The organism is Klebsiella sp. RC2, from assembly GCF_014192815.1.
GTDB classification, from domain to species: domain Bacteria; phylum Pseudomonadota; class Gammaproteobacteria; order Enterobacterales; family Enterobacteriaceae; genus Klebsiella; species Klebsiella variicola.
Genome location: NZ_JACHYL010000004.1, coordinates 435,588 through 461,576 on the forward strand (window position 1 = coordinate 435,588; position 25,989 = coordinate 461,576).

Below are 25,989 nucleotides of genomic sequence, written 5' to 3' on the forward strand. Positions count from 1 at the left end.
AGAGACGTATGATGAAACACGCTGACCTGACCACCTTAACCGCGACCTTCCCGCTTGTGCAGGATCTGATCGCCCTGAAAGAAACCACCTGGTTTAACCCGGCCACCACCACCCTGGCGCAAGGGTTACCTTACGTCGGTCTGACCGCCGACGATGTGCAAGACGCCCATGCCCGCCTTCAGCGCTTCGCGCCCTATCTGGCGGAAGCTTTCCCGGAAACGGCCGCCAGCGGCGGGATTATCGAATCGGAAGTGGTTGCCATTCCGGCAATGAAACGCAGCCTTGAGCAAAAGTTCGGCCAGCCGATTAGCGGCGATCTGCTGCTGAAAAAAGACAGCCACCTGCCGATTTCGGGTTCCATTAAGGCGCGTGGCGGGATTTATGAAGTGCTGACCCATGCGGAAAAGCTGGCGCTGGAGGCCGGACTGCTCACCACCGCAGATGATTATCGCAAATTGCTGACACCGGAATTTAAACAGTTCTTCAGCCAGTACAGCATCGCTGTCGGCTCCACCGGCAACCTCGGGATGTCGATCGGCATCATGAGCGCGCGCATCGGCTTTAAGGTTACGGTACATATGTCGGCGGATGCCCGGGCGTGGAAAAAAGCCAAACTGCGCAGCCACGGCGTGACGGTCATTGAGTACCAAGAGGACTACGGCGTCGCCGTCGAACAGGGGCGCAAGGCAGCGGAATCCGACCCGAACTGCTTTTTCATTGATGATGAAAACTCGCGCACGCTGTTCCTCGGCTATGCCGTAGCCGGCGAGCGCCTGAAGGCGCAGTTTGCCAAAGCAGGGCGCGTGGTCGATGCCGATCACCCGCTGTTCGTCTACCTGCCGTGCGGCGTTGGCGGCGGCCCCGGCGGCGTGGCATTCGGCCTGAAGCTGGCCTTCGGCGACCACGTTCACTGCCTGTTCGCCGAACCGACCCACTCGCCCTGCATGCTGCTCGGCGTCTATACCGGGCTCCACGACCAGATAGCGGTGCAGGATTTAGGCATTGATAACCTGACCGCCGCCGACGGTCTGGCGGTCGGCCGGGCGTCCGGGTTCGTTGGCCGGGCAATGGAGCGCCTGCTCGACGGGTTCTATACCCTTGATGATCAGACGATGTACGACATGCTGGGCTGGCTGGCGACAGCGGAAAACATTCGCCTTGAACCGTCCGCGCTGGCCGGAATGGCCGGGCCGCAGCGGGTCTGCGCCAGCCAGGCGTACCATCAGCTACAAGGTCTGAGTGAACAACAGCTGCAGCAGGCCACCCACCTGGTGTGGGCCACCGGCGGCGGCATGGTGCCGGAAGAGGAGATGGCGCAATATCTGGCGAAGGGGCGCTAATCTTCAGCGCAGCAGCGGCATCAGCGCCTCTGGCGGCCGCTGCTGTCGGCGCAGGTCCCGCATCACTCGCATATAGGGCCCGCTAAGATCGTAGAACTGCCGGTAACCCGCGCACAGCGGGTCTTCCTGTTCGCCGCAGCGGCACAGGCGCAACCACGGGCAGCCGTAGCAGGTACTGTTGGCCGCTGGCGCGCCTGGCTGGGTCAGCGTCTCGCCGCACCAGGCGCTCAGCGTCTCACTAAACAGCAAAATATGGATGCGCCCAATATCTTCCCGCACCCAGCGGTGAAAGACAGCACAGAGAAACTCCCCCCAGAGCGCGGCGTCGCCGGCCGCCAGCTGCGGAATAAAATGGATAGCGGTGAGCCCCTGTTGACGCAGTTGTGCATAGAACGCCTGCGGCTGATGGCAATGATGCGCCTCCACCACGACAGCCTGAAAGGGTGTGTCATGTTGCTGGCCGGGGGCATGAGTGAGAGGCAAATTCGCCGGACATCCTGTCATGACATATCCCTAATGAATAAAACGATCGGTTGAAGGTGAGTAACAGCAAACAGGAATGCCAGAGAAAGTACTGCGAGTGCGATCAAAAATTTGTCACGAACCGCCCGCGGCTGTAAAAAATCGCTATCGTCGACGTCCATCAGATGACGACGGCGGGTATAGCCCCAGAGGATCACCGCCACTATCGCCAACACGCCGATCGACAGCCAGAACGGCAGGCCGGCGCGGTGCCAGCTGTGTTTAATCGCCAGCGCCATCAGCGCGCCATAGCCCAACAGAGTGCGAAACCAGGCCAGCGAGGTGCGCTCTGGCTGTAGTCCCGGATCGCCTTCCCGCCGCGCCCGGCGTTTATCCGCCATACACCACCAGCAGCATCACCGCGGCCACCACCGCCAACAGCAGGATGCTAATCACCAGCAGCGTGCGGGTATAGGGAAGGTCCTGTTTCAGACGCATCGCTTTCTCGTTATTCAGCCAGCGCAGATAGCCATAGATGGCCATGCCGCCGGCAAAGAGACACAGCAGCAGGGCAAGAATTTCACGGATCAGCGGCGTGGCAAAGTCCGGCGCTAACTGGTCAAGGCCGACGCCGGCGGCGAGAAAACCGAGCGCCGTGCGGATCCACGCCAGAAAGGTGCGTTCGTTAGCCAGCGAAAAGCGGTAATCCGGCGCTTCGCCGAGGCGGGAGATTTTCATTACAGTTCCTTGTTCATCGCGCTGCAGGCTTCAGCATAGCGTAAATCAGGAACCGGGGAGAAGAACCGGCGCCCCGCGGGCGCCGGTCAAACAGCGGGGATTAATGCAGCTCAGGCCAGTAATCTTTGTTGGCCGCAATCAGGTCGTCGAGGATCGCTTTCGCCACCGAGGCGCTCGGTACGGTTTTCGACAGGGTAATCGCCTGCCACAGCTTGTGGTAAGAGCGCTGTTCCCAGGCATCGACCACCAGTTTTTCCACTGCTACCTGCTGGCTCATCATCCCTTTCTGGAAGTGCGGGATGTCGCCAACCGTCAGCGGTTCCGGTCCGTTGTGACCCACCAGACAAGGGATCTCCACCATCGCGTCAGCGTCAAAGTTATGGATCGCGCCGTTGTTTGGCACAATCAGCAGCATCCTTTCCTGCGTGTTAAAGGCGATGGCCGTCGCCAGATCGACGATATACGACGCATGCTCGTCAATCTCCAGATCGCCAGCGGTGGATTTCCCGGCGGCAATAATCGCCCGGCAGGCGCTGAAGACGTTTTTCTCCCGATGATCCATCACCTCATTGGCGCGAGTACGCTCCGGGTTGGAGTGAGCCACCACGTAGTCCGGGAACAGGTAATATTTCAGGTAGGTGTTCGGCATGGTCTGCGGATCCAGCGCCTGCACGTCTTTCGCTTTAGCAAAGGTATCGTTCCAGCTGGCCTCGGTGTGCGGATCGTTAGAGGGCGGCACATAGCCATATTTCGCCACATATTCACGCAGTTTCGGCATCAAATCGTTGCCGTCGAGGTCCTCAATCGATGTCCACCAGCCGAAGTGATTGAGGCCGTAGTAGCGCACGCGCATCTGTTTGCGATCTTTGAGGCCGACAATCTGTGCCATCCGCCCTTCAATGCCGATCGGCATATCGCAGATATTGAGGATTTTGGCGTTCGGCCGCAGACGTCGGGTGGCTTCCGCCACAATCGCCGCCGGGTTGGAGTAGTTAAGCATCCAGGCGTTCGGCGAATATTTTTCCATATAATCCACCAGCTCCAGCACGCCGCCGATAGAGCGCATACCGTAGGCGATCCCCCCCGGACCGCAGGTCTCCTGGCCCAGCACGCCGTGGCGCAGCGGGATTTTCTCATCCTGTTCACGCATCGGATATTTACCGACGCGGATATGTGCCATGACGAAATCAACATCGGTAAACGCCGCCTGCGGATCGGTGGTATAGCTGAATTCAATCTCCGGCGCCTGCTCTTTGAGGATCACTTTGCACGCCTCGGCGATGGTCTCCTGACGCGCGCCGTCGTTGTCGTAAAATTTCAGCGACCGCAACGGAAAACGATCCTGGTTTGCCAGCAGCATCAGAACAATGCCCGGGGTGAAGGTGCTGCCGCCGCCTGCGATAACAACTGAGAATTTTTTCATGATACTGCCTCCGTCATGGTGGTATGTTCGGTCGAAAGAGAATCTTTCATCAGGTTTTCCAGCTGGTCGCGCACCTGGGGAACGTGCAGGCCGACGATGACCTGAATCCCGTTGCCGCGGCGTACTACCCCGTGGGCGCCCAGCGCTTTAAAGACGTCGTCACTTTGCGTTTTCGCCATATCGACCAGCGCGATGCGCAGTCGGGTGGCGCAGTTGTTGATGCTTTCAATGTTGTCGGCGCCGCCGAGGGCCTGCAGGAAGCCAGCGGCCTGACCCAGCCGGGTCTCTGGCGCGGCGGCAGCCGTGGTTTTACCTCGTGCCGCCTGGTAATCGGCCTTGCTGTAGAGCTTGATTTCGCTCTCTTCCCGGCCAGGCGTCTTCAGGTTCAGACGCAGGATCAGGGTGCGGAAGACCACGAAGTAGAGGGCGGTGAAACAGAGGCCGATGCCTATCTGAATGAACATCATCGAGGCGTGGTGATGGAACATCGGGATCCAGTTTTGCGGCAAGAATTGATCGAGCAGGCCGCCGCCGAAATTGCCCACCACGCCGCAGATGTACATCACCGTCGCCATGGTCGCCGCCAGCACCGCGTGAACGGCGAACAGCAGCGGCGAGATGAACAGGAAGGTGAACTCCAGCGGTTCGGTGATCCCGACCAGCATCGCGGTCAGGGTGGCGGGGATCAGCAGGCCGGCGACCTTGACGCGATTTTCCGGCGCGGCAGTGAAGTAGAGCGCCAGCGCAATCCCCACCGAACCAAACACTTTCGAGTTACCGTGCAGAGCAAAGCCGCCCTCCGGGAACAACGTCTTCAGCGGTTCCGTACTCTGACTGAACGCCTGCAGATGCTCCGCCCAGTAGACCTGCAGACCGCCCTCCACCACCGCCGGGCCAAAGATGAACGGGCCATAGACGAAGTGGTGCAGGCCGGTGGGGATCAGAATGCGCTCAAGGAAGATGTAGACCCACACCCCAAGCGCCCCGGCTGAGCGCAGGAAGGCCTGCAGCGATTCAATGCCCAGCTGAACCTTTGGCCAGCCGAGCAGGGTCAACCAGGCACAGGGGATCATCGCGAGGAAAGCGACAATGACCACAAACGATGATCCCTGAAAGATGCCGAGGAACACCGGCAGGGGTTTATCGAAATAGCGATTGTGCAGGGCCGTCACCAGACCGGAGATGACGATGGCGCCGATAATGCTGGTGTCGAGGGTTTTGATCCCGGCAATCATCGTCAGGCCGCTGCCTGCAGTGGGTTCAACGGAAAAGTCGACGCCGAAGAAGTGGCCCCAGGTCATCCCCATGGCGTTGATAAAGTAGTTCCAGGTGAGAAAACTCACCAGCACCGCCAGACAGGCCCGGCCCTGGGCCTGTTTCGCCAGACCGATCGGCAGACCGACGGCGAAAATCAGCGGCATATTACGAAAGACGGTCCAGCCGCCCTCTTCAATGATGTGAACGATCTGGGCAAACAGGCTGTCGGGTGCGGTCAGCGCTTCGCCGACGAACATCGGGTTGCGCAGCATGATGGCGATACCGACCACGATCCCGGCAAAAGGAAACAACAAAACCGGGGTAAACATGGCGCCGCCAAAGCGTTGTATTTGACTGAGCATTTGAAAATCCTCATGTAACAACTCGTAGGGTGAGTGGCCTTCTTTTTCTTGATTACCGGCCTGACTCGAGAATAGAAATTTGCCCGTCCGACAACATGTCGCGCCGTTGCGATTCGTGATCCCATTCATGGTTTTAATTTGGCCAAAGTTGTCTACTTCTATAACCAAAGTTAGACATCGATAAGTCAGACAGTGGAATTAACGAAATGAATGAGTACTAATTACTTGTAATAAATCTATTTTTTTAACGAAAAGAGAAGACAGCGACATTCCACTTTCCTGCACAAGAGGACTACTGGTGATCTACAAATCCATTGCTGACCGCCTGCGGCTGCGGCTGAATTCCGCCGACTTCGCCATCGGTAGCCCGCTACCGGGAGAGAAAAAACTGGCCGAGGAGTTCGGGGTGGCGCGCATGACTATCCGCAAAGCCATCGACCTGCTGGTGGACTGGGGATTGGTTGTGCGTCGCCACGGCTCGGGGACGTTCGTGGCGCGTAAGGACGTCCATCATGAAACCAGCAATCTCACTGGCCTGGCGGAAGTGCTGCGCAAGCAGGGTAAAGAGGTGGTGAGTCAGGTGCTGGCCTTTGAGGTGATGCCTGCTCCGCCGGCCATCGCCAGCCTGCTGCGGATTAAAATTGATGAACGGATCTACTTCTCACGGCGGGTGCGCTACGTCGATGGCAAGCCGCTGATGCTGGAGGATAGCTATATGCCAGTGAAGCTGTTCCGCAACCTGTCGCTGAGCCATCTGGAGGGTTCGAAATTTGATTATATTGAGAAGGAGTGCGGGATCATCATCAGCGGGAATTATGAAACGCTGACGCCAGTGCTGGCGGACAAGCAGCTGGCGCGCTCAATGAATGTCCCTGAGCAGACGCCGCTGCTGCGTATTACCTCCCTTTCCTACAGCGACAGCGGCGAGTTTCTTAACTATTCCGTCATGTTCCGCAACGCCAGCGAGTATCAGGTGGATTACCACCTGCGCCGCGTCCAGGCGCAAAGCCCGCTAGCTCAGCCCCCAGAACAGCACGGCGAGTAGCTGCGGGGTGATAATCCGCAGGAACATCACCAGCGGATAGACGGTGGCGTAAGAGAGCGCCGCCGCGCCGCTGGTGGCGTGCAGATTGTTGGCGAAGGCCAGCGCCGGTGGGTCAGTCATGGAGCCGGCCAGCATGCCGCACAGCGTCAGATAGTTCATTTTCGCCAGCATGCGCGCGAGAATGCCTACCGTTAGCAGCGGAATGGCGGTGATGAAAATGCCGTAGGCGATCCAGCTCAGGCCCTCGCCCTGGGTCAGAGTGGCGACAAAGTCGCCCCCCGATTTTAGCCCGACCACCGCCAGAAACAGCACGATCCCCAGCTCGCGCAGCGCCAGGTTGGCGCTCGGCGGCATAAACCAGTACAGCTTGCCGATGCTGCCGATACGCCCGAGGATCAGCGCCATAATCAGCGGCCCACCGGCCAGCCCCAGCTTCAGTGCGGCAGGAAAGCCGGGAATAAACAACGGGATAGACCCCAGCAGTACCCCGAGTCCGATGCCGATAAACACCGGCAGCATCTGGACCTGCTGCAGCTTCTGCTGAGCGTTACCCAGTTCGGCGGCCACGGCGTCAATCGCCTCCTGACGACCGACCAGGTTGAGGATGTCACCAAACTGCAGGCTGGCGCTGCTGCTGGCCACCAGCTCGACGCCAGCGCGATTCAGCCGGGAGATCACCACGTCATAGCGCTGTTTGACGTGCAGATCGCGTATTTTCTTCCCCAGCACTTTTTCGTTAGTGACCACCACCCGCTCGACTTTCAGATCGGTGCCGCGCGTCGACAGCGAGGTGGCCACCTCCTGGCCAATCACCAGCTGCGCATTGTGCAGATCCTCCGGTCGCCCCACCAGGTGCAACAGGTCGCCCGCCTGAATAAGGGTGCCCGGCGCAGGTACCATCAACAGCTCACCGCGCTTCAGCCGCGAACAGACGATGTTGTCGCTATTGAGCATCGGCACATCCTGAATCGCCATCTGGTTGAGGTTGGGGTTCTCCACCCGCACGTTAATGGTGTGCAAATGAGCGTGGCCGTTGCCGCTGCTCTCCTCAAACCGCTGGGCCTCTTTCTCCACATTGATTCGGAAGAACAGGCGCACCAGCCACATGGTCAGCAGAATGCCGCAGATGCCGAACGGATACGCCATCGCGTAACTCATCCCCATCTGATCGACCACCTCGAACGGTACGCCGAGATCGCGGAGAATTTGCTGCCCGGCCCCCAGCGCTGGCGTGTTGGTCACCGCACCGGAGAAGATACCGAGCACCACCGGGAGAGGAATATCGAACAGTTTATGCAGCACCGCGGTCACCAGGCCGCCGAGGATAACAATAAGGATAGCGAACAGATTGAGCCGCAGGCCTGAGACCCGCAGCGAGGCGAAAAAGCCCGGCCCCACCTGAATACCGATGGTGTAGACGAACAGGATCAAGCCGAATTCCTGAATAAAATGCAGCATCGGGCTGCTGAGGGCGACACCCGCCTGATCGACAAAGTGGCCGACAATAATCCCGCCAAACAGGACACCGCCAATGCCAAAGCCGACGCCGCGGATTTTGACATTGCCGATCCACAACCCCACTACCGCCACCAGCGCCAGCACGCTGACCGTCAATGCTATCTCACTCATGGTATCGTCCCTGTGAATAACACCATTAACTACAGGGATTATGACCGCTGCCAGACGGGTTGTATGCCGCCTGGCGCACAATACCAGCAAACAGACCGGCACAAAAAAGCCCCGAAAAACGGGGCCTTATCAGTAGGTTACTTTATTAGCTATTTAGCGCCGGTCGTTCGCTGATGGCGATACGCTGCGGGGCAATCTGCTCAGGCTCATTGCGGGTCAGATCGATATGCAGCAGGCCATTGGTGAAGGTCGCGCCAGAGACCTCCATGTTGTCGGCGAGGGTGAAGCTCAGGCTGAAGGCCTGGCTCACCAGCCCCTGGTGCAGCCATGTGGTCTCTTTTTCCGGCTGCTGCGGCGTGCCTTTCACCACCAGACGGGTGCCTTCCAGTTGAATATCCAGATCTTCCTGACGGAAACCGGCCAGCGCAAGGGTAATGCGATAGTGGTTATCGTCGCTTTTTTCGATGTTATAGGGCGGGAAGCTCTGGCTTTCACCGGCGGTTTGCAGGGCGTTGGCCAGTTTGTCAAAACCGATCCATTGACGCAGCAGGGGGGATAAATCGTAGTTACGCATAGTGTTTTCTCCTTCTAAGAAGCGAGTGAATACCTGCGAATTCTGTAAATTCGCATCTGCTCCCTGACGGCGAGCAGGTAGTTACATCAGGCCGCCACGCGGCCTGAAACGGACAATTAGTTGATTTCGATGCGGCGCGGCTTGTTCGCTTCCGGGATCACGCGTTCCAGATCGATATACAGCAGGCCGTTCACCAGGTTGGCGCCGCGGACGTGAATATTTTCCGCCAGCTGGAATTTGCGCTCGAAGTTACGCTCGGCGATCCCCTGATACAGGTAGGTCCGCTCTTTCTGCTCGGCGGCGTGGGCGCCTTTGACGATCAGCAGATTGTCCTGGGCCGTGATCTCCAGCTCGCTTTCAGCAAAGCCAGCCACCGCGATAGCGATGCGATAGTGGTTTTCGTCTACCAGCTCGACATTATACGGAGGGTAGCCGCCGTTGCTCTGGCTTTGATTGTTTTCCAGCAGGTTGAACAGGCGGTCGAAACCAATGGCTGAACGATATAGCGGGGAGAGATCGAAGTTACGCATAGTAAATAGCTCCTGAAAATCAGCGAGAATCAAATGACCTTCCATCGTGGACAGGCCGCGGTAATCCGGAATACCCCTCAGGCGTATTCTCAGTGGGTTACACCTATAAAATGGGTTTCTCCCCGTGCTTTTCAAGGGATTGAGGGCGAATTTTTTTGCAGTTTGCCGATGATTGCTTAGACTGGGGGGAGGAGCACAAAAAGCAAAGTGCGATGCCCGCCACAGTGCGGCGCAATAACGCTATGCATTCACGGGTTGGCCCGATATAACCGCTGAAAGGTTATCTCAACGCCCGAAACGACGATGGAAGAACAATGAAAAGCAGACGACTGTTAAAGCTGGTCCTGTTCAGCGGGATAATAAGCCTGAGCGGTTGCTCCAGCGTAATGTCACATACCGGTGGCAAAGAGGGAACCTATCCGGGCACGCGATCCAGTGCGCAAACGCTGGGAGACAGCGATACCAACTGGGGTGTGAAATCACTGGTGGCGCTGGACATGCCGTTCACCGCCGTCATGGATACCCTGCTGCTGCCGTGGGATATGTTCCGCACCGACAGCTCAATCAAATCACGGGTCGAAAAAAGCGAGAAGGCCACGCTGGCGACCAACTCGGTGATACCGCCAGCGCCGATGCCTGCCCAGTAAGTTATCGTCCGGTCTGTGTGACCCACAGCTGGCGATAACCGTCCACCTCCTCCATCCAGGCAATCTGTTTACCGTCTGGCGAAAAGACGATCGCATCAGCAGAGGGCGCATGCGCATGCACCTTGGTTAAAAAGGTGATATCGCCTGTGCCGGCATGGCAGCAGGCAATCCGATCCTCCAGCACAAAGCCCAGCCACTCTCCTGATGGATGCCAGTTAAACGCCGACTGGATACCCGACGCATGATACGTCAACTGACGCGGCTCGCCCCCCTGCGGTGAAATAAGCCACAGCTGCACCACGCCGGCGTCATCGCACATCAGAAAGGCTATCGCCGTCGCCTGGGGATTGGCGCGCACCCAGTGGCGCGGGACGTTCACCAGTCCCGGGTAGCGGCGATGGTGGGTGAAGGTCAAACGACGCTGACTGACGCCCGCCGGCGGCGCCGGCATTGTGGTTGCGGTACCGGCCAGCGGCGCCCCGCCAGGCTGCTTCCAGCCGGCTTCATCCTGCGGCAGATCGACAATAAACAGCTCAGGCACTTTATCGCCATTTTCCGCCAGGGTATCGCCAATAAACGCCAGCGCATGGTTCCCGACCCAGCCCTCTTCATAGGCGCGATTAATCTCATCGCTGCCCGGCACGGGAGTCGGTGTCGTGCGGCTTACCAGCACGCACCAGTGGCTGCCGCTATATTCGCGCGGATGCTTTCCCTGCGGCGTCACCGGCCCATATGGCGCCGCCACGCCGACGTTGCGCAAGTCCAGCGCCGGGTCGCGCTCGTGCAGCACGTGGTCGTTATAGGTAAAGCTGACGAACTGACCATTGGGGCTATAGACATGGACGTGGCTGCCGCCGCGCAGCGCGCCGGGCGTGTAAGGGGCGGTAATGTCCATGGCGTCCAGATTCTCGACGGCCCCCTGAAAGGCCACCACCCCGCGGCGATGATGAAAATCATACTGCCACTGCGCATCCGGCTGCTCGGGGCCATGAATAAACACATAGCGCTCCTGGGTTGGATGCACGGTCACCACGCCAACGCGCGCGCCTTGCGTGGCATGATAGACGGTCTCCACAGTACCGCTGTTTACGTTCACTCGCTCAATGGTTTCACCGGTGAACGACGCGCCGGACGGGCGGACGTCGAACACCAGCCACTGGCTGTCGGGGGTCCAGGTGCGGGTGTTAGTGAGCTGGTGGTTGCGAGGGGCAAAGGTAACTTGTTTCATGGCGTGCTGACCTGGCCGATATAAGAGTGGCGTTAGCATACCGCAATCCGCGCGGGGTTGAATGCCCGACAATGTGCTTAAAACGCTTCTCCAACCTGGAAATAGAACCCGCTGCTGCCTTTGCCGATGCCGTAATCAAGACGGATATTGACCCGCGGCTTGAACTCGAAACGATAGCCAACGCCGCCGGTAGGCAGCCAGCGGCCATTGTTCAGCGATGACAGCGACGGCCCCATTGTTCCCGCCCCGACCCAGGCCACAATCCCATGCCGCCAGGTGAGCTGCCGACGGTATTCCAGTTGGCTGCTAACGACGTTTTTATCCCGGTAGCGCCCCTGATAGTAGCCGCGCATCCGCTCGTCGCTGCCCAGCAGGGGCATCATGCTCCACGGTACATCCCCTTGGGTGAAGGCGCCATCGGCCTCCCAGGCGAGCACGCTTTTCTCGCTCAGGGTATGATAATGGCTATAGTGCAGCTGAAATTCATCAAAACGGGTATCGCTGCCTAACCCGGGGGCGTAATGGGTGTAGCGGAAGTTGGCATACTGGCCCCGGCGCGGGTTGGGGACAAAGTCGCGATCGTCCCAGTTGATATCGATGCTGGCGCCAGAGCTGAATACCGACGGTCCCTGTGGGGTACTTTCTATTTTCGGTAAATCGTCGTGGTCCATTTCATCGGCATTCTGCGTCGCCAGCGACCACCCCGCGCCGAGATAAACATTGTCGATCAGTTGCCGGTAGATTGTCGGGCGCAGGGTCAGCACCTGGGCGGTATATTTTTCCTTCTCGTTGTCTTTATCTCCGGCGTGAAAACCCTGCCCCCAGTAGTAAGTCGGGGTATTGGCCATCGACCCTTCAACAAATACGCGCCACAGATCGTTGTCGAAAAAGGCGTAGTTTTTCACGCTGAGGCCAAACGCGCCGGTGGAGCTGGCGTAGCCGCTGAGCGTCAGGGTGGAATTCTGGCTGGTGGTATCCTGCGGATCGGGGCGATACATGCCGACGACCGCGGTGCCGATGCCCAGCCCCAGCTCCGGCGTATAGAACGGACCGGGCATCACACCCCAGTCGATGACTTTGCTGGCGTCGAACTTATCGCTGGCGCCGAGATGCTGCAGCCAGCCGTCGATTTTCTCGCGGCTGAGCGTCTCGGCCTGGCTGCCTGTCGGGTAGGCCATCAGCAGCAGAAAAAGGATAAACGGTCGGCTCAAAAGCGATACTCACCGGCGATAAAAAAACTGTTACGTTCGGCAAAGCCAAACTCGGTAGTAATATTGAAATGCTGCGTCAGCTCGTACTGCGCGCCCACCAGTACGTTCCACGGCGACTGTAAATGCTGTTTCACATCGAAGCGGCCGTTATTGTCCTGATTGGCCAGATTGACCATATTTTGCAGCATCGGCGACGGCATTGAGAGATCGTTAAGGCTGCCCTTAAACTCCTGCTGCACATCCTGATACATGCTGCCGACCCACAGGTTCAGCTTTCCGGCGGGGAGATGCAGCGCATCGACCGATGGCGTAGTGAAACGATAGCCTACGCGCGGCGAAAAGGTAAACGCGTCGATGCTACCGTCGAGGATATCAAAGCGCGTTTGCGTGTAGTTGGCGTCCAGCACGGTAAACCAGTTGCCGACGCCGCCCACCAGGGTGGTGCCCATCCCGTAGGTGGTGCCTTTAAAATCGAGACGAAAGTCGAGATCCTGCATCCCCGGCAGGGGCACCACTTTACCGTTCGGTCCCTTCAGGCCGACAGCTATCTGCGAAATTGAATGCCCTTCGGTGTGTCCGACGAGGCCATAAACGTTCATAAATGGCAGCAGCCAGGCATCCAGCTTAAGCGTCTCGGTTTTGCTGCTTTCCCGCGTATTACCGACGCCAATCTGGAAGGCGTTATCCAGCGAGACCGGCCCATTAGCGAAAATGTTCTTCACGGCGTGTTTGCAGACAGGATCCTTACCGCAATCGATGTTACGGCCATCCAGCGACAGCCCGGTGAAGTTAATGCTGTCGACATTAATATTCTGCCGCATATCCATATAGTTCATGCTGACGCCGAACGGCAGCGGCAGGACGTAGCCGCGTTTTCTGGCCTCATCGCCTAAAAAAGGCAATATCGCGGTTGGTTCCGCTACTGCGGTCTCGGTTTTGACCGGCGCAGGCAGATCCGCCGGTTCTGCGCCGTGATAGGCGTATACCGGCTCAAGCGGCGCCGTTGGTTCCGCGGCCACGCAAATCTGTACAGAGGCGAATGGCAGCGCAACCAACATCAAACGGTGGTATATATTCATGAAAATTATGATGTTAGTGAAGCATTGCGAAAAAGAGGGCGGGTAGCTTATAGAATCCCCTGTACGGAATAAGGGATTTAAATGCGGATTAACATCTGTTCATGAAAAAAGAGAAGATCGGCCCGGACAACGCCGGGCCTGAAGAACGCTTACGCTAAAACGTATTTTTCAATGGCGAAGGCGACGCCATCTTCGAGGTTAGATTTGGTGATGAAGTTCGCCGCTTCTTTGACCGCGGGAATGGCGTTATCCATCGCCACGCCGACGCCGGCAAACTCAATCATCGCGATATCATTTTCCTGATCGCCAATCGCCATAATCTCTTCCGGTTTGATACCCAGCGCATCGGCCAGGGACTTCACGCCAGTGCCTTTATTGACGCGTTTATCCAGAATTTCGAGGAAGTACGGCGCACTTTTCAGCACGGTGTACTTCTCTTTCACTTCCGCCGGGATACGGGCGATGGCCTTATCCAGGATCGCCGGCTCATCGATCATCATCACCTTCAGCAGCTGGATCTCAGGGTCCATTTTTTCCGCTTCACAGAACACCAGCGGGATGGTCGCCACGTAGGATTCGTGGACGGTGTAGTAGCTGATATCGCGGTTCGCGGTGTAGAGCGTGTTGCGATCGAGCGCGTGGAAGTGAGAGCCAACCTCGCGGGAGAGCTGCTCGAGGAAACGATAGTCGTCATAGCTTAGCGCGGTTTGCGCAACGGTACTGCCGTCACCGGCCTTCTGCACCAGCGCGCCATTGTAGGTAATGCAGTAATCACCCGGCTGCTCCATATGCAGCTCTTTCAGATAGCTGTGGACGCCAGCGTAAGGGCGACCGGTGGTCAGCACCACGTTGACACCCCGCTCGCGCGCCGCGGCAATGGCGGCTTTCACCGCAGGAGAGATGGTATGGTCTGGCAGCAGCAGCGTGCCGTCCATATCGATTGCAATCAGTTTAATAGCCATAGGATCCCCGGGTAAGATGAGTCTTCCCTCATGCTAACGCGATTCCGCTCAAAAAACAGTAAAAGTGTCGGGCAGAAAGGGGGATGGAAGCGGGAGCGAAGAATCCCCTTTTAGCAGCAAAAAAAAGCCCGGTCACGCGATGCGACCGGGCTTACACATCCTGTTGCCCCGGTAAAACGCGTTACCGGGAAATACGCGGCTTAAATATCGATATTCGCCGCTTTCAGGGCGTTCTCTTCGATAAAGGCGCGACGCGGCTCAACGGCATCGCCCATCAGGGTGGTGAACAGCTGGTCGGCAGCGATCGCATCCTTAACGGTTACGCGCAGCATGCGGCGGCTGTCCGGATCCATGGTGGTTTCCCACAGCTGATCCGGGTTCATCTCGCCCAGACCTTTATAGCGCTGGATGGAGAGACCGCGACGGGACTCCTTCACCAGCCAGTCTAGGGCCTGCTCGAAGCTGGCTACCGGCTGACGGCGTTCGCCGCGCTCGATGTAGGCATCTTCTTCCATCAGGCCGCGCAGTTTCTCGCCCAGGGTGCAGATACGGCGATATTCCGGCCCCATGATGAACTCGTTATCCAGCGGATAGTCGGTATCCACCCCGTGGGTACGGACGCGGATAATCGGCTCAAACTGCTGCAATTCACTGTTCTCGCGGACATCAAATTTCCACTGGCTGCCGTGCTGCTCTTTCTCATTCAGCTCGGAAACCAGGGTGTTCACCCAGCGGGTTACCTTCTGCTCGTCAGCCAGATCGGCCTCGGTCAGGGTCGGCTGATAGATAAGCTCTTTCAGCATCGCTTTCGGGAAGCGGCGCTCCATGCGGCCAATCATTTTCTGGGTGGCGTTGAACTCGGCAACCAGTTTTTCCAGCGGTTCGCCCGCCAGCGCCGGCGCATTGGCGTTGGTATGCAGGGTCGCACCGTCAAGAGCGATAGCGATCTGATACTGATCCATCGCTTCGTCGTCTTTAATGTACTGTTCCTGCTTGCCTTTCTTCACTTTGTACAGCGGCGGCTGGGCAATGTAGACATGGCCGCGTTCGACGATTTCCGGCATCTGACGGTAGAAGAAGGTCAACAGCAGGGTACGAATGTGCGAGCCGTCGACGTCCGCATCGGTCATGATGATGATGCTGTGATAGCGCAGTTTATCCGGGTTGTACTCATCGCGGCCGATGCCGCAGCCAAGGGCGGTGATCAGCGTCGCCACTTCCTGGGAAGAGAGCATTTTATCGAAGCGGGCTTTCTCAACGTTGAGGATTTTACCCTTCAGCGGCAGGATCGCCTGGTTCTTACGGTTACGACCCTGTTTAGCAGAGCCGCCCGCGGAGTCCCCTTCCACGAGGTACAGTTCAGACAGCGCCGGGTCGCGTTCCTGGCAATCCGCCAGTTTGCCCGGCAGGCCTGCCAGATCCAGCGCGCCTTTACGGCGGGTCATTTCACGGGCGCGACGTGCGGCCTCACGGGCGCGCGCGGCGTCAATAATTTTGCCGACCACGATTTTGGCATCGGATGGGTTTTCCAGCAGGTATTCGCTCAGCAGTTCGTTCATCTGCTGTTCTACCGCCGACTTCACCTCAGAGGAGACCAGTTTGTCTTTGGTCTGTGAGGAGAATTTCGGATCCGGCACTTTCACCGATACCACGGCGATCAGACCTTCACGCGCGTCGTCGCCGGTGGCGCTGACTTTCGCTTTTTTGCTGTAGCCTTCTTTATCCATGTAGGCGTTGAGGGTACGGGTCATCGCCGCGCGGAAGCCCGCCAGGTGAGTACCGCCGTCACGCTGTGGAATGTTGTTGGTAAAGCAGTAGATGTTTTCCTGGAAACCGTCGTTCCACTGCAGCGCCACTTCCACGCCGATACCGTCTTTTTCGGTGGAGAAATAGAAGATATTCGGATGGATCGGCGTTTTGTTCTTGTTGAGATACTCAACGAACGCCTTGATGCCGCCTTCGTAGTGGAAATGATCTTCTTTGCCGTCGCGCTTATCGCGCAGGCGGATAGAGACCCCTGAGTTCAGGAACGACAGCTCGCGCAGACGTTTCGCCAGGATGTCATATTCGAATTCAGTAACGTTGGTGAAGGTTTCATGGCTCGGCCAGAAACGCACCATGGTGCCGGTTTTATCGGTCTCGCCGGTCACCGCCAGCGGCGCCTGCGGTACACCGTGCACATAAATCTGTTTGTGGACTTTGTTATCGCGCTGGATAACCAGCTCCAGCTTCTGCGACAGGGCGTTAACCACCGAGACGCCTACGCCGTGCAGACCGCCGGACACTTTATAGGAGTTATCATCAAATTTACCGCCGGCGTGCAGGACGGTCATGATAACTTCCGCTGCGGAGACGCCCTCTTCCGGGTGAATGCCGGTTGGGATGCCGCGACCGTCATCCTGTACGGAGACGGAGTTATCGCTGTGGATAGTGACAACGATATCTTTGCAGTAACCCGCGAGCGCTTCGTCGATAGCGTTATCCACAACCTCGAATACCATGTGGTGCAGACCGGTGCCGTCATCCGTGTCGCCGATATACATACCCGGGCGCTTACGCACCGCATCCAGCCCTTTCAGGACTTTGATACTGGAGGAGTCATAAGAATTCGACATCAACGTTTCTCGCTCATTTAATCTTGGGTTAATCCGTTATTTTACCTTTTTCCACGCGGAACATCTTCGAATTTTTGTCCGACATGTCCATAACGTGTTCAGCGCTGATCGCGCTGACGAAAACCTGCGACTGCGTCGCTTTCAGGCGGCTGGATAACAGACCGCGGCGGGCATCATCAAGTTCCGAGGCAAAATCATCTATCAGGTACAGGCAGCGCCGCCCGCTGACGCGGGTTAGGAACTCACCTTGCGCCAGACGCAGGGCGCACATCAGCAGTTTAAGCTGCCCGCGCGACAAGGTATCTTCCACCGGCGCCCCGTCGGCGCGAATACGGAAATCCGCTTTATGCGGGCCGTGGGCGGTGTAGGTTAACATTCTGTCGCGCTCGAAATTCCGCTCCAGCACCTCCGCGTAGTCGGTCTCTTTTTCCCAACCGCGCTGGAAAGAGAAGGTGAGCGTGAATTCCGGTAAAAATTGCTGACAAGTATCCGCCATGTCTTCGACGATAGCGGCGCTGTATTCGGCACGCCAGCGGCTGATTTGTTCCGCCAGCGGAATGAGTTCCAGATCCCACGGTCGCAGCTGGGCATAGCGGCTGACCTGACGCAGCGCGGCGTTGCGCTGCTTGACCAGGCGCTTCAGGTTGCTCCAGGCGGTGAAGAATCCGGCTTCGTTATGAAAACATCCCCAATCGAGGAATGCTCTTCTGTATTTGGGGCCGCCGTTGAGTAAAGTAAACCCCTCCGGCGTAATCAGCTGCATCGGCATCAGGTGCGCCAGCTCCGCCACTTTGTGGCCGTCGGTGCCGTCGATGCGCACCTTGCTGTCACCCTGTTTGTCTTTGGTCAGGCCGATGGCGGTTTCCCGCTCTTCGCCCTGCAGGCGGCCGTGCAGGACAAAAGCCTCCTGCTCGTGGCGGATCACCCGGCCAATTTGCAAACTACGAAACGCCCGGCCATGACCGAGCGTATAGATAGCTTCCAGCACGCTGGTTTTGCCGCTGCCGTTCGCGCCAACCAGGAAGTTAAAGCCGGGAGATAAAGCGAGATCCGCATTTTCAATATTGCGGAAGTCTTTGATGAGCAAGCGCGTCAGTGACATATCAGCGTTCTTTGGGCCAGGGCGTTATCGGCGCAGCCAGTTTCAACGCGGACTGCGCGCAGACCCTGGAGCGTACACGAAGTACGTGACAGGGGCGAGCACAGCCCAGGTTGAAAATGGCAAGTAAGATAGCCTGATATTTTCCACTACAATCTCATAGGCATGACGACATAGGCGGCGGATTGTGAAGCCGCATCCTCAATCTGCACGCTCGACACCGAATCCGTCAGCAGAATGCGCACATTCTCGCATTTCAGCGCATTGAGCACATCCAGCACGTAGCTAACGTTGAAGCCAATCTCCATCTCCGTTCCGGCGTAGGTCACGTCAAGGATCTCTTCCGCCTCTTCCTGCTCCGGGTTGTTAGCGGTGATTTTCAGCTGATTTTCGCTGACGTACAGCCGCACGCCGCGGAATTTCTCGTTCGAGAGGATTGCCGCGCGGGCGAAGGCCTGCTTGAGAATGTCACAGCCAGCATCGAGATGTTTATCCGGATTTTTCGGCAATACGCGGCGATAATCCGGGAAACGGCCATCAACCAGCTTCGACGTAAAGATAAAATCGCCCACATGAGCGCGGATATTGTTGCTGCCAATCTGCACGCGCAGCGGGGTATCGCCGCCGTCGAGCATCCGCATCAACTCAATCACCCCTTTACGCGGCACGATCACCGAATGGTTCGGCAGCGACGCTTCCAGCGGCATCGAACAGACCGCCAGGCGGTGACCATCGGTGGCCACCGTGCGCAGTTCGCTGCCTTCGGTTTCAAACAGCATGCCGTTTAAGTAGTAACGAACATCCTGGTGCGCCATCGAGAACTGAGTGGCTTCGATCAGACGCTTCATGGTCGCCTGCGGCAGGGTAAATTCCACTTCGCTCTGCCAGTCATCCAGATTCGGGAAATCGGCAGCAGGCAGCGTCGACAGCGAGAAGCGGCTGCGGCCGGAACGCACCAGCATCCGATCGCCTTCCAGCTGAACCGCGATCTCCGCGCCTTCCGGCAGGCCGCGGCAGATATCAAAGAATTTACGCGCCGGAACGGTCGTTGCGCCCGCTTCGTGCGGCTGAACCAGCGCCACGCGCGCCACCATCTCCATTTCAAGATCGGTACCGGTCAGCGACAGTGCGCCGTCCGCGACCTGAAGCAGCAGGTTACCGAGAATGGGCAGCGTCGGACGACCACCTAACGGACCGCTCACCTGTTGCAGCGGTTTTAATAAATGTTCACGTTCTACGGTAAATTTCATAGCGTCACGAGGATAATGTTCTGATTAAATTGGAAAAATCTTCTTTAATGTCGTGGCTTTCTTCACGCAACTGCTCAATCTTACGGCAGGCGTGCAGCACGGTGGTATGGTCGCGGCCGCCAAACGCATCGCCGATTTCCGGCAGGCTGTGGTTGGTCAGCTCTTTGGCCAGCGCCATCGCCATCTGGCGAGGACGCGCCACCGAACGGGAGCGGCGCTTGGACAGCAGATCCGCTACCTTAATCTTGTAGTACTCCGCCACCGTCTTTTGAATATTGTCGATGGTGACCAGTTTTTCCTGCAGCGCCAACAGATCGCGCAGCGCTTCGCGCACGAAATCGATGGTGATCGCCCGGCCGGTGAAGTTGGCGTTGGCGATAACGCGGTTCAGCGCCCCCTCCAGCTCACGCACGTTTGAGCGCAGTCGCTTGGCAATAAAGAACGCCACTTCGCCCGGCAGGCGAATGTCGTTTTCATCGGCTTTTTTCATCAGGATCGCGACGCGGGTTTCCAGCTCCGGCGGCTCGATCGCCACCGTCAGACCCCAGCCGAAGCGGGATTTCAGACGATCTTCTACGCCGTTGATCTCTTTTGGATAACGATCCGACGTCAGGATGATCTGCTGATTACCTTCCAGCAGGGCATTGAAGGTGTGGAAAAACTCTTCCTGGGATCGCTCTTTATTAGCAAAGAACTGAATGTCATCGATCAGCAGGGCGTCAACGGATCGGTAGTAGCGTTTAAACTCTTCGATGGCGTTGTTTTGCAGCGCTTTGACCATGTCCTGGACGAAACGCTCGGAGTGCATATAGACCACTTTGGCGTTCGGCTTACGCGCCACAATGCCGTTACCCACCGCGTGCAACAGGTGGGTTTTCCCCAGACCGGTGCCGCCATAAAGGAACAGTGGGTTGTAGGCCCCGCCCGGGTTATCCGCCACCTGACGCGCCGCCGCGCGGGCCAGCTGGTTAGATTTACCTTCGACGAAGTTATCAAACGTGTGTTTCACGTTAACGTTAGAGCGGTAGGTCGGCTCCGCTGGCGCCGGGACATTATCCCAGCCTGGGCGCACGATCGTCGGCGCCACGCGCGCGGTCTGCACCTGCGCCGCCGGAATGGCCGCCGCAGCCGGGCTTACCGCTCCTTTCTGCAGCGAGCTGGCTGGCTTAGCACCCACCTCAAAACGCAGCTGCGGGGCATCAGCACCGCAAAAGTCATTGAGGAGTCCATTGATATTATTGAGGTATTTGTCCCTTACCCAGTCGAGCACAAAACGGTTTGGCGCATACAGTGCCAGCGTGTTATCGCTCAGTTCCGCCTGCAATGGGCGGATCCACATGCTGAATTCTGTGGCTGGTAACTCATCCTGCAATCGGGCAAGACACTGCTGCCAAAGCGAAAGTGACACGGCGGACTCCACTCGAACATAAAATCGATATCAAAGAAAAACAGAAACAATCATGATTGTTGGCACACGTCGACAAGACCCTGCATTAGCCGAAAAGCCCCTGCACAAAAGGGGTGACGTGCGAACCGCTATCTGCGGTTATTACCCGTTGCGGATCCGTGGATCGCGATCGGGACCGGGGATCATAGCCTAAACTGAGAAAGAGATCTTGTGTTTCTCAACAGATTCTTCCCGATTTATCCACAGGAAGGATCGAAACCGGGTAAGTGTAATCGATCCTGGGGAGAGTGAAGCACGATTTCCGCCGCATATTGGAAAAATTAATGAGCTATGCTGGTTTTGGGCGGAAACGATCTAACAAAGATCCTTCAGGATCCTTGCGCTTTACTGGCCAGGCCGTATAATCCCCCACCCGGCGCGTAATGCCCGTTTTCGTCACGCGTCTCAGCTTATTTTTTGTGCGACGAGGTGCGAGAAATAAGGAAAGAGAATTGACTCCGGAGTGTACAATTATTACAATCCGGCCTCTTTAATCACCCACGCTGAGGCGTAAGTCGTTCGAAGTTCGTTCGGGTCTACGCAAAAGTCAGTGAATTTATTCAAGTTTAGGTAGAAATCGCCATGAAACGCACTTTTCAACCGTCTGTACTGAAGCGCAACCGTTCTCACGGCTTCCGTGCTCGTATGGCTACTAAAAATGGTCGTCAGGTTCTGGCACGTCGTCGTGCTAAAGGCCGCGCTCGTCTGACCGTTTCCAAGTAATAAAGCTAACCCTGCGTGGTTAAGCTCGCATTTCCCAGGGAGTTACGCTTGTTAACTCCCAGTCATTTCACTTTCGTCTTCCAGCAGCCACAACGGGCTGGCACGCCGCAAATCACCATCCTCGGCCGCCTGAATTCGCTGGGGCATCCCCGCATCGGTCTCACCGTCGCCAAGAAAAACGTGAAACGCGCACATGAACGCAATCGGATTAAACGTCTGACGCGTGAAAGTTTTCGTTTGCGTCAACATGAACTCCCGCCAATGGATTTCGTGGTGGTGGCGAAAAGAGGGGTTGCCGACCTCGATAACCGTGCTCTCTCGGAAGCGTTGGAAAAATTATGGCGCCGCCATTGTCGCCTGGCTCGCGGGTCCTGATCGGCCTGATTAGAGTTTATCAGCGCCTGATTAGTCCGCTACTCGGGCCGCATTGTCGTTTCACCCCAACCTGTTCTCAATACGGAATTGAGGCCTTACGCAGGTTTGGTGTGATAAAAGGCAGTTGGTTGACAATGAAACGCGTATTAAAATGCCACCCTTTACACCCTGGTGGTGACGATCCCGTCCCGCCTGGACCATTTGATACCAGAGAACACTAACGATGGATTCGCAACGCAATCTTCTTATCATCGCTTTGTTGTTCGTGTCTTTCATGATCTGGCAAGCCTGGGAGCAGGACAAAAATCCGCAGCCCCAGCAGCAGACCACGCAGACTACGACCACAGCAGCGGGTAGCGCCGCCGACCAGGGCGTACCGGCCAGTGGCCAGGGGAAACTGATTACGGTTAAAACCGACGTGCTTGAACTGACTATCAACACCAACGGTGGCGATATTGAGCAGGCGCTGCTTCTGGCGTATCCAAAAACGCTGAAGTCGACCGAACCGTTCCAGTTACTGGAAACCACGCCGCAGTTTGTCTACCAGGCGCAGAGCGGCTTAACCGGCCGTGACGGTCCGGATAACCCGGCGAATGGCCCGCGTCCGCTGTACAGCGTCGATAAAGAGGCGTTTGTGCTGGCAGATGGCCAGGATGAAATCGTCATTCCGCTGACCTACACCGACAAAGCCGGCAACGTCTTCACCAAAACCTTCACCCTGAAACGTGGCGGCTATGCGGTGAACGTCGGTTATAGCGTGCAGAACGCCAGCGAGAAGCCTCTGGAAGTCTCGACCTTCGGTCAGTTGAAGCAGACCGCGGCGCTGCCGACCAGTCGCGATACGCAGACCGGCGGCCTGTCCACGATGCATACTTTCCGTGGCGCAGCGTTCTCGACTTCAGATACGAAATACGAAAAATATAAATTCGATACCATTCTGGACAACGAAAACCTGAACGTCAGCACCAAGAACGGTTGGGTTGCCATGCTGCAGCAGTACTTCACCACCGCGTGGGTGCCGCAGAATAATGGAACGAATAACTTCTACACCGCTAACCTCGGCAACGGCATTGTGGCTATTGGCTACAAATCGCAGCCGGTACTGGTGCAGCCTGGTCAAACCGACAAACTGCAGAGCGTGCTGTGGGTCGGCCCGGCTATTCAGGACAAAATGGCTGCCGTTGCGCCGCACCTGGATCTGACCGTCGACTACGGCTGGCTGTGGTTCATCTCCCAACCGCTGTTTAAGCTGCTGAAATTCATCCACAGCTTCCTCGGCAACTGGGGCTTCTCGATCATCGTTATCACCTTTATCGTTCGTGGCATCATGTACCCGCTGACCAAAGCGCAGTACACCTCCATGGCGAAGATGCGTATGCTGCAGCCGAAGATTCAGGCCATGCGTGAGCGTCTGGGCGACGATAAACAACGTCAAAGCCAGGAAATGATGGCGCTGTATAAAGCGGAAAAAGTGAACCCACTGGGTGGCTGCTTCCCGCTGATTATTCAGATGCCGATCTTCCTTGCGCTGTACTACATGCTGAGCGCCTCGGTTGAACTGCGTCATGCGCCGTTTATCCTGTGGATCCACGACCTGTCTGCACAAGACCCGTACTACATCCTGCCGATCATCATGGGCGCGACCATGTTCTTCATCCAGAAGATGTCGCCAACCACCGTGACCGACCCGATGCAGCAGAAGATCATGACCTTTATGCCGGTCATCTTCACGGTGTTCTTCCTGTGGTTCCCGTCTGGCCTGGTGGTGTACTACATCGTCAGCAACCTGGTCACCATTATTCAGCAGCAGCTGATTTACCGTGGTCTGGAGAAACGTGGCCTTCATAGCCGCGAGAAGAAGAAATCCTGATACTCTTCATTCTTCAAGCCAACGCATCTGCGACTTGGATAATTTAGAGTAGTTACGGTAACGTTAATGCCAGAGAAGGCGGTCAATGGACCGCCTTTTTTACATCTACATAGAGAGTCACCATGAGCCATAACGACACTATCGTCGCCCAGGCAACCCCTCCGGGACGCGGTGGGGTGGGCATCCTGCGTATCTCCGGCCTTAAGGCGCGCGATGTCGCGCAGGCGGTACTCGGCAAGCTGCCGAAGCCGCGCTATGCCGACTACCTGCCGTTCAACGACGTTGACGGTACGCCGCTGGATCAGGGGATTGCGCTGTGGTTCCCCGGGCCGAACTCCTTTACCGGCGAAGATGTGCTTGAGCTGCAGGGCCACGGCGGCCCGGTCATTCTCGATCTGCTGCTCAAACGTATTCTGACGTTGCCCGGCGTACGCATCGCCAGGCCGGGCGAGTTTTCCGAGCGCGCGTTCCTCAACGACAAGCTCGACCTGGCGCAGGCAGAAGCCATCGCCGACCTCATCGACGCCAGTTCAGAACAGGCGGCGCGCTCGGCGTTGAACTCCTTGCAAGGGGCCTTCTCCGCGCGGGTTAACCACCTCGTGGAAGCGCTCACTCACCTGCGCATCTACGTGGAAGCGGCGATCGATTTCCCGGATGAAGAAATTGATTTCCTCTCCGACGGCAAAATTGAAGCCCAGCTGAACGGCGTGATGGCCGACCTCGACGCCGTCCGCGCGGAAGCTCGCCAGGGCAGTCTGCTGCGCGAAGGGATGAAAGTGGTGATCGCCGGGCGACCTAATGCCGGTAAATCGAGCCTGCTCAACGCCCTGGCGGGCCGCGAAGCGGCGATCGTCACCGACATTGCGGGCACCACCCGCGACGTGCTGCGCGAGCATATCCATATCGACGGCATGCCGCTGCATATCATCGATACCGCGGGCCTGCGCGACGCCAGTGACGAAGTGGAGCGTATCGGCATCGAGCGCGCCTGGCAGGAGATTGAGCAGGCGGATCGGGTGCTGTTTATGGTCGACGGCACCACCACCAGCGCCGTTGATCCGGCGGAGATCTGGCCGGACTTTATCGAGCGCCTGCCCGCTAAACTGCCGATTACCGTGGTGCGCAATAAAGCCGACGTCACTGGCGAAGCGCTGGGTCTCAGCGAAGTCAATGGCCACTCACTGATCCGCCTGTCGGCGCGAACCGGCGAAGGCGTGGAGGTGCTGCGGAACCACCTTAAGCAGAGCATGGGCTTCGATACCAGCATGGAAGGCGGCTTCCTCGCCCGCCGCCGTCACCTGCAGGCGCTGGAAGAGGCGGCGAACCATCTGCAGCAGGGCAAAGCCCAGCTGCTGGGCGCCTGGGCCGGGGAGCTGCTGGCGGAAGAGCTGCGCCTCGCGCAGCAGGCGCTGAGCGAGATCACCGGGGAGTTCACCTCCGACGACCTGCTGGGCCGCATCTTCTCCAGCTTCTGTATCGGCAAATAACGTTTAGTCCGTAAACGTTCACTCACCCGCATTAACGCCGCGTTAATGCGGGTTTTTTCTTGCCCTTTGCGGCGCAACGTTCTCTACTTTTATCTCCCCTTTTACCACGAGACTAAAGCATGACCGTTGAATATACCGTGATCGAGAAGGTGCCCTCCGCCGAAGCGTTTTGCCACCTGCGGGTGGCGGCAGGCATGTCGCCGCGCCCCCTGGAAGGCGCCAGAGCCGGACTGCCGCGTAGCTGTTACGGCGTACATATCCTCTGGCAGGAGACGCCGATCGCGATGGGACGTATCGTCGGCGACGGCGCGATTAATTTCGATATTGTCGACGTCGCCGTCGATCCGGCTCATCAGGGAAAAGGCCTTGGCCGGCTGGTGATGGAGAAGCTGATCGCCTGGCTGGACGCTAACGCCTTTGACGGGGCCTACGTTACGCTGGTGGCGGATGTGCCGGAGCTGTATGCGAAGTTCGGCTTTGAAAGCGTTCGGCCGGAAAGCGAAGGGATGGCCCGCGTCTGGCGTACCCGGAGTCGTTAACTCGCGTTTCCTGCCAGGAAAAGAGCGTTGTCCAAATGGCAACTCGTCTTGTGCCGCGTTCCTCACTATGCTGAACGCCATTCACATCGCGAGGATC

General features: G+C 57.6%; 25 protein-coding genes and 1 other annotated feature. Of the genes, 9 read left to right on the forward strand and 16 right to left on the reverse strand.

The features are described 5' to 3' along the window. The first annotated feature begins 11 nt into the window (after positions 1-11). Entirely contained in the window at positions 12-1,340 is a 1,329-nt protein-coding gene (gene dsdA / locus FHW76_RS15695; RefSeq protein WP_183476824.1) for a D-serine ammonia-lyase, read from the forward strand. Positions 1,341-1,343: 3 nt separating this feature from the next. On the opposite strand, the gene FHW76_RS15700 is transcribed toward dsdA, so the two are convergent. From FHW76_RS15700 to FHW76_RS15720, 5 genes are all read right to left on the reverse strand, one after another. After that, positions 1,344-1,766, reverse strand: coding sequence for a hypothetical protein (locus FHW76_RS15700; protein WP_032741475.1), 423 nt, complete (start codon positions 1,764-1,766; stop codon positions 1,344-1,346). A gap of 74 nt (positions 1,767-1,840) precedes the next feature. After that, complete coding sequence (locus tag FHW76_RS15705; protein ID WP_008806755.1) at positions 1,841-2,203, reverse strand: DUF202 domain-containing protein; 363 nt, start codon at positions 2,201-2,203, stop codon at positions 1,841-1,843. After that, a complete protein-coding gene (locus FHW76_RS15710; protein ID WP_002923305.1) occupies positions 2,193-2,540 on the reverse strand; it encodes a YidH family protein in 348 nt (115 codons plus the stop codon). Before FHW76_RS15710 ends, FHW76_RS15705 begins: the two co-directional genes overlap by 11 nt. A 100-nt stretch (positions 2,541-2,640) precedes the next feature. Beyond that, on the reverse strand, positions 2,641-3,963 hold the full coding sequence (locus FHW76_RS15715) for a 6-phospho-alpha-glucosidase (RefSeq protein WP_008806754.1): 1,323 nt from the start codon (positions 3,961-3,963) through the stop codon (positions 2,641-2,643). Further along, positions 3,960-5,582: an alpha-glucoside-specific PTS transporter subunit IIBC gene (locus FHW76_RS15720; RefSeq protein ID WP_008806753.1), complete on the reverse strand. Its 1,623-nt coding sequence runs from the start codon at positions 5,580-5,582 to the stop codon at positions 3,960-3,962. Before FHW76_RS15720 ends, FHW76_RS15715 begins: the two co-directional genes overlap by 4 nt. Positions 5,583-5,880: 298 nt before the next feature. Here FHW76_RS15720 and FHW76_RS15725 point away from each other — a divergent pair, with 298 nt between their 5' ends. Then, positions 5,881-6,627 carry a GntR family transcriptional regulator gene (locus tag FHW76_RS15725; RefSeq protein WP_008806752.1) on the forward strand — a complete coding sequence of 249 codons (747 nt, stop codon included), beginning with the start codon at positions 5,881-5,883 and terminating at the stop codon, positions 6,625-6,627. Here the strand turns inward: FHW76_RS15725 and FHW76_RS15730 are convergent. The 3 genes from FHW76_RS15730 to ibpA all read right to left on the reverse strand — a co-directional run bounded on the left by FHW76_RS15730 (position 6,595) and on the right by ibpA (position 9,360). After that, complete coding sequence (locus FHW76_RS15730; protein ID WP_012540259.1) at positions 6,595-8,256, reverse strand: putative transporter; 1,662 nt, start codon at positions 8,254-8,256, stop codon at positions 6,595-6,597. The genes FHW76_RS15725 and FHW76_RS15730 overlap by 33 nt on opposite strands. A 145-nt stretch (positions 8,257-8,401) precedes the next feature. Next, entirely contained in the window at positions 8,402-8,830 is a 429-nt protein-coding gene (gene ibpB / locus FHW76_RS15735; RefSeq protein ID WP_008806750.1) for a small heat shock chaperone IbpB, read from the reverse strand. 116 nt (positions 8,831-8,946) lie between these two features. Beyond that, on the reverse strand, positions 8,947-9,360 hold the full coding sequence (gene ibpA, locus FHW76_RS15740) for a small heat shock chaperone IbpA (protein ID WP_004151523.1): 414 nt from the start codon (positions 9,358-9,360) through the stop codon (positions 8,947-8,949). Further along, positions 9,354-9,429: a sequence feature (ROSE (Repression Of Heat Shock gene Expression) occurs in the 5'-region of heat shock genes and acts as an RNA thermometer to modulate expression.), on the reverse strand. Its footprint overlaps the gene before it by 7 nt. A 245-nt stretch (positions 9,430-9,674) precedes the next feature. Between ibpA and FHW76_RS15745 the strand changes: the two genes are divergently transcribed. Then, positions 9,675-10,007 (forward strand): YceK/YidQ family lipoprotein, encoded by a 333-nt coding sequence (locus FHW76_RS15745; RefSeq protein ID WP_004151524.1) that lies wholly within the window; start codon positions 9,675-9,677, stop codon positions 10,005-10,007. A gap of 1 nt (position 10,008) precedes the next feature. Here the strand turns inward: FHW76_RS15745 and FHW76_RS15750 are convergent, their stop codons facing one another. The 8 genes from FHW76_RS15750 to dnaA all read right to left on the reverse strand — a co-directional run bounded on the left by FHW76_RS15750 (position 10,009) and on the right by dnaA (position 20,859). Next, complete coding sequence (locus FHW76_RS15750; protein WP_016162020.1) at positions 10,009-11,235, reverse strand: DUF3748 domain-containing protein; 1,227 nt, start codon at positions 11,233-11,235, stop codon at positions 10,009-10,011. 77 nt (positions 11,236-11,312) lie between these two features. Next, the gene (locus tag FHW76_RS15755; RefSeq protein ID WP_179194958.1) at positions 11,313-12,446 is read right to left on the reverse strand and encodes a BamA/TamA family outer membrane protein; all 1,134 of its coding nucleotides are present in this window, start codon (positions 12,444-12,446) and stop codon (positions 11,313-11,315) included. Next, positions 12,443-13,525, reverse strand: a complete 1,083-nt coding sequence (locus FHW76_RS15760) for a hypothetical protein (RefSeq protein WP_131033215.1) — start codon at positions 13,523-13,525, stop codon at positions 12,443-12,445. The genes FHW76_RS15755 and FHW76_RS15760 overlap by 4 nt, the downstream gene beginning before the upstream one ends. Positions 13,526-13,674: 149 nt before the next feature. Beyond that, a complete protein-coding gene (gene yidA / locus FHW76_RS15765; RefSeq protein ID WP_008806746.1) occupies positions 13,675-14,487 on the reverse strand; it encodes a sugar-phosphatase in 813 nt (270 codons plus the stop codon). Positions 14,488-14,687: 200 nt separating this feature from the next. Next, positions 14,688-17,102, reverse strand: a complete 2,415-nt coding sequence (gene gyrB, locus FHW76_RS15770; protein ID WP_012540255.1) for a DNA topoisomerase (ATP-hydrolyzing) subunit B — start codon at positions 17,100-17,102, stop codon at positions 14,688-14,690. 28 nt (positions 17,103-17,130) lie between these two features. Continuing rightward, positions 17,131-18,204 (reverse strand): DNA replication/repair protein RecF, encoded by a 1,074-nt coding sequence (gene recF / locus FHW76_RS15775; protein ID WP_012967007.1) that lies wholly within the window; start codon positions 18,202-18,204, stop codon positions 17,131-17,133. Positions 18,205-18,350: 146 nt separating this feature from the next. Beyond that, a complete protein-coding gene (gene dnaN, locus FHW76_RS15780) occupies positions 18,351-19,451 on the reverse strand; it encodes a DNA polymerase III subunit beta (protein ID WP_008806743.1) in 1,101 nt (366 codons plus the stop codon). A gap of 4 nt (positions 19,452-19,455) precedes the next feature. Continuing rightward, on the reverse strand, positions 19,456-20,859 hold the full coding sequence (gene dnaA / locus FHW76_RS15785) for a chromosomal replication initiator protein DnaA (protein WP_012540254.1): 1,404 nt from the start codon (positions 20,857-20,859) through the stop codon (positions 19,456-19,458). 621 nt (positions 20,860-21,480) lie between these two features. On the opposite strand from dnaA, the gene rpmH reads away from it, so the two are divergent. The 6 genes from rpmH (at position 21,481) to FHW76_RS15815 (ending at position 25,892) form a co-directional block, all read left to right on the forward strand. Continuing rightward, positions 21,481-21,621 (forward strand): 50S ribosomal protein L34, encoded by a 141-nt coding sequence (gene rpmH, locus FHW76_RS15790; protein ID WP_000831330.1) that lies wholly within the window; start codon positions 21,481-21,483, stop codon positions 21,619-21,621. 15 nt (positions 21,622-21,636) lie between these two features. Continuing rightward, entirely contained in the window at positions 21,637-21,996 is a 360-nt protein-coding gene (rnpA, locus tag FHW76_RS15795; protein WP_004151535.1) for a ribonuclease P protein component, read from the forward strand. Continuing rightward, entirely contained in the window at positions 21,960-22,217 is a 258-nt protein-coding gene (gene yidD / locus FHW76_RS15800) for a membrane protein insertion efficiency factor YidD (protein ID WP_004151536.1), read from the forward strand. Before rnpA ends, yidD begins: the two co-directional genes overlap by 37 nt. 2 nt (positions 22,218-22,219) lie before the next feature. Beyond that, positions 22,220-23,866, forward strand: a complete 1,647-nt coding sequence (gene yidC / locus FHW76_RS15805; protein ID WP_008806741.1) for a membrane protein insertase YidC — start codon at positions 22,220-22,222, stop codon at positions 23,864-23,866. Between the two features lie 122 nt (positions 23,867-23,988). Continuing rightward, positions 23,989-25,353, forward strand: a complete 1,365-nt coding sequence (gene mnmE, locus FHW76_RS15810) for a tRNA uridine-5-carboxymethylaminomethyl(34) synthesis GTPase MnmE (RefSeq protein WP_008806740.1) — start codon at positions 23,989-23,991, stop codon at positions 25,351-25,353. 119 nt (positions 25,354-25,472) lie between these two features. Next, positions 25,473-25,892: a GNAT family N-acetyltransferase gene (locus FHW76_RS15815; RefSeq protein WP_008806739.1), complete on the forward strand. Its 420-nt coding sequence runs from the start codon at positions 25,473-25,475 to the stop codon at positions 25,890-25,892. Positions 25,893-25,989 lie beyond the last annotated feature (97 nt).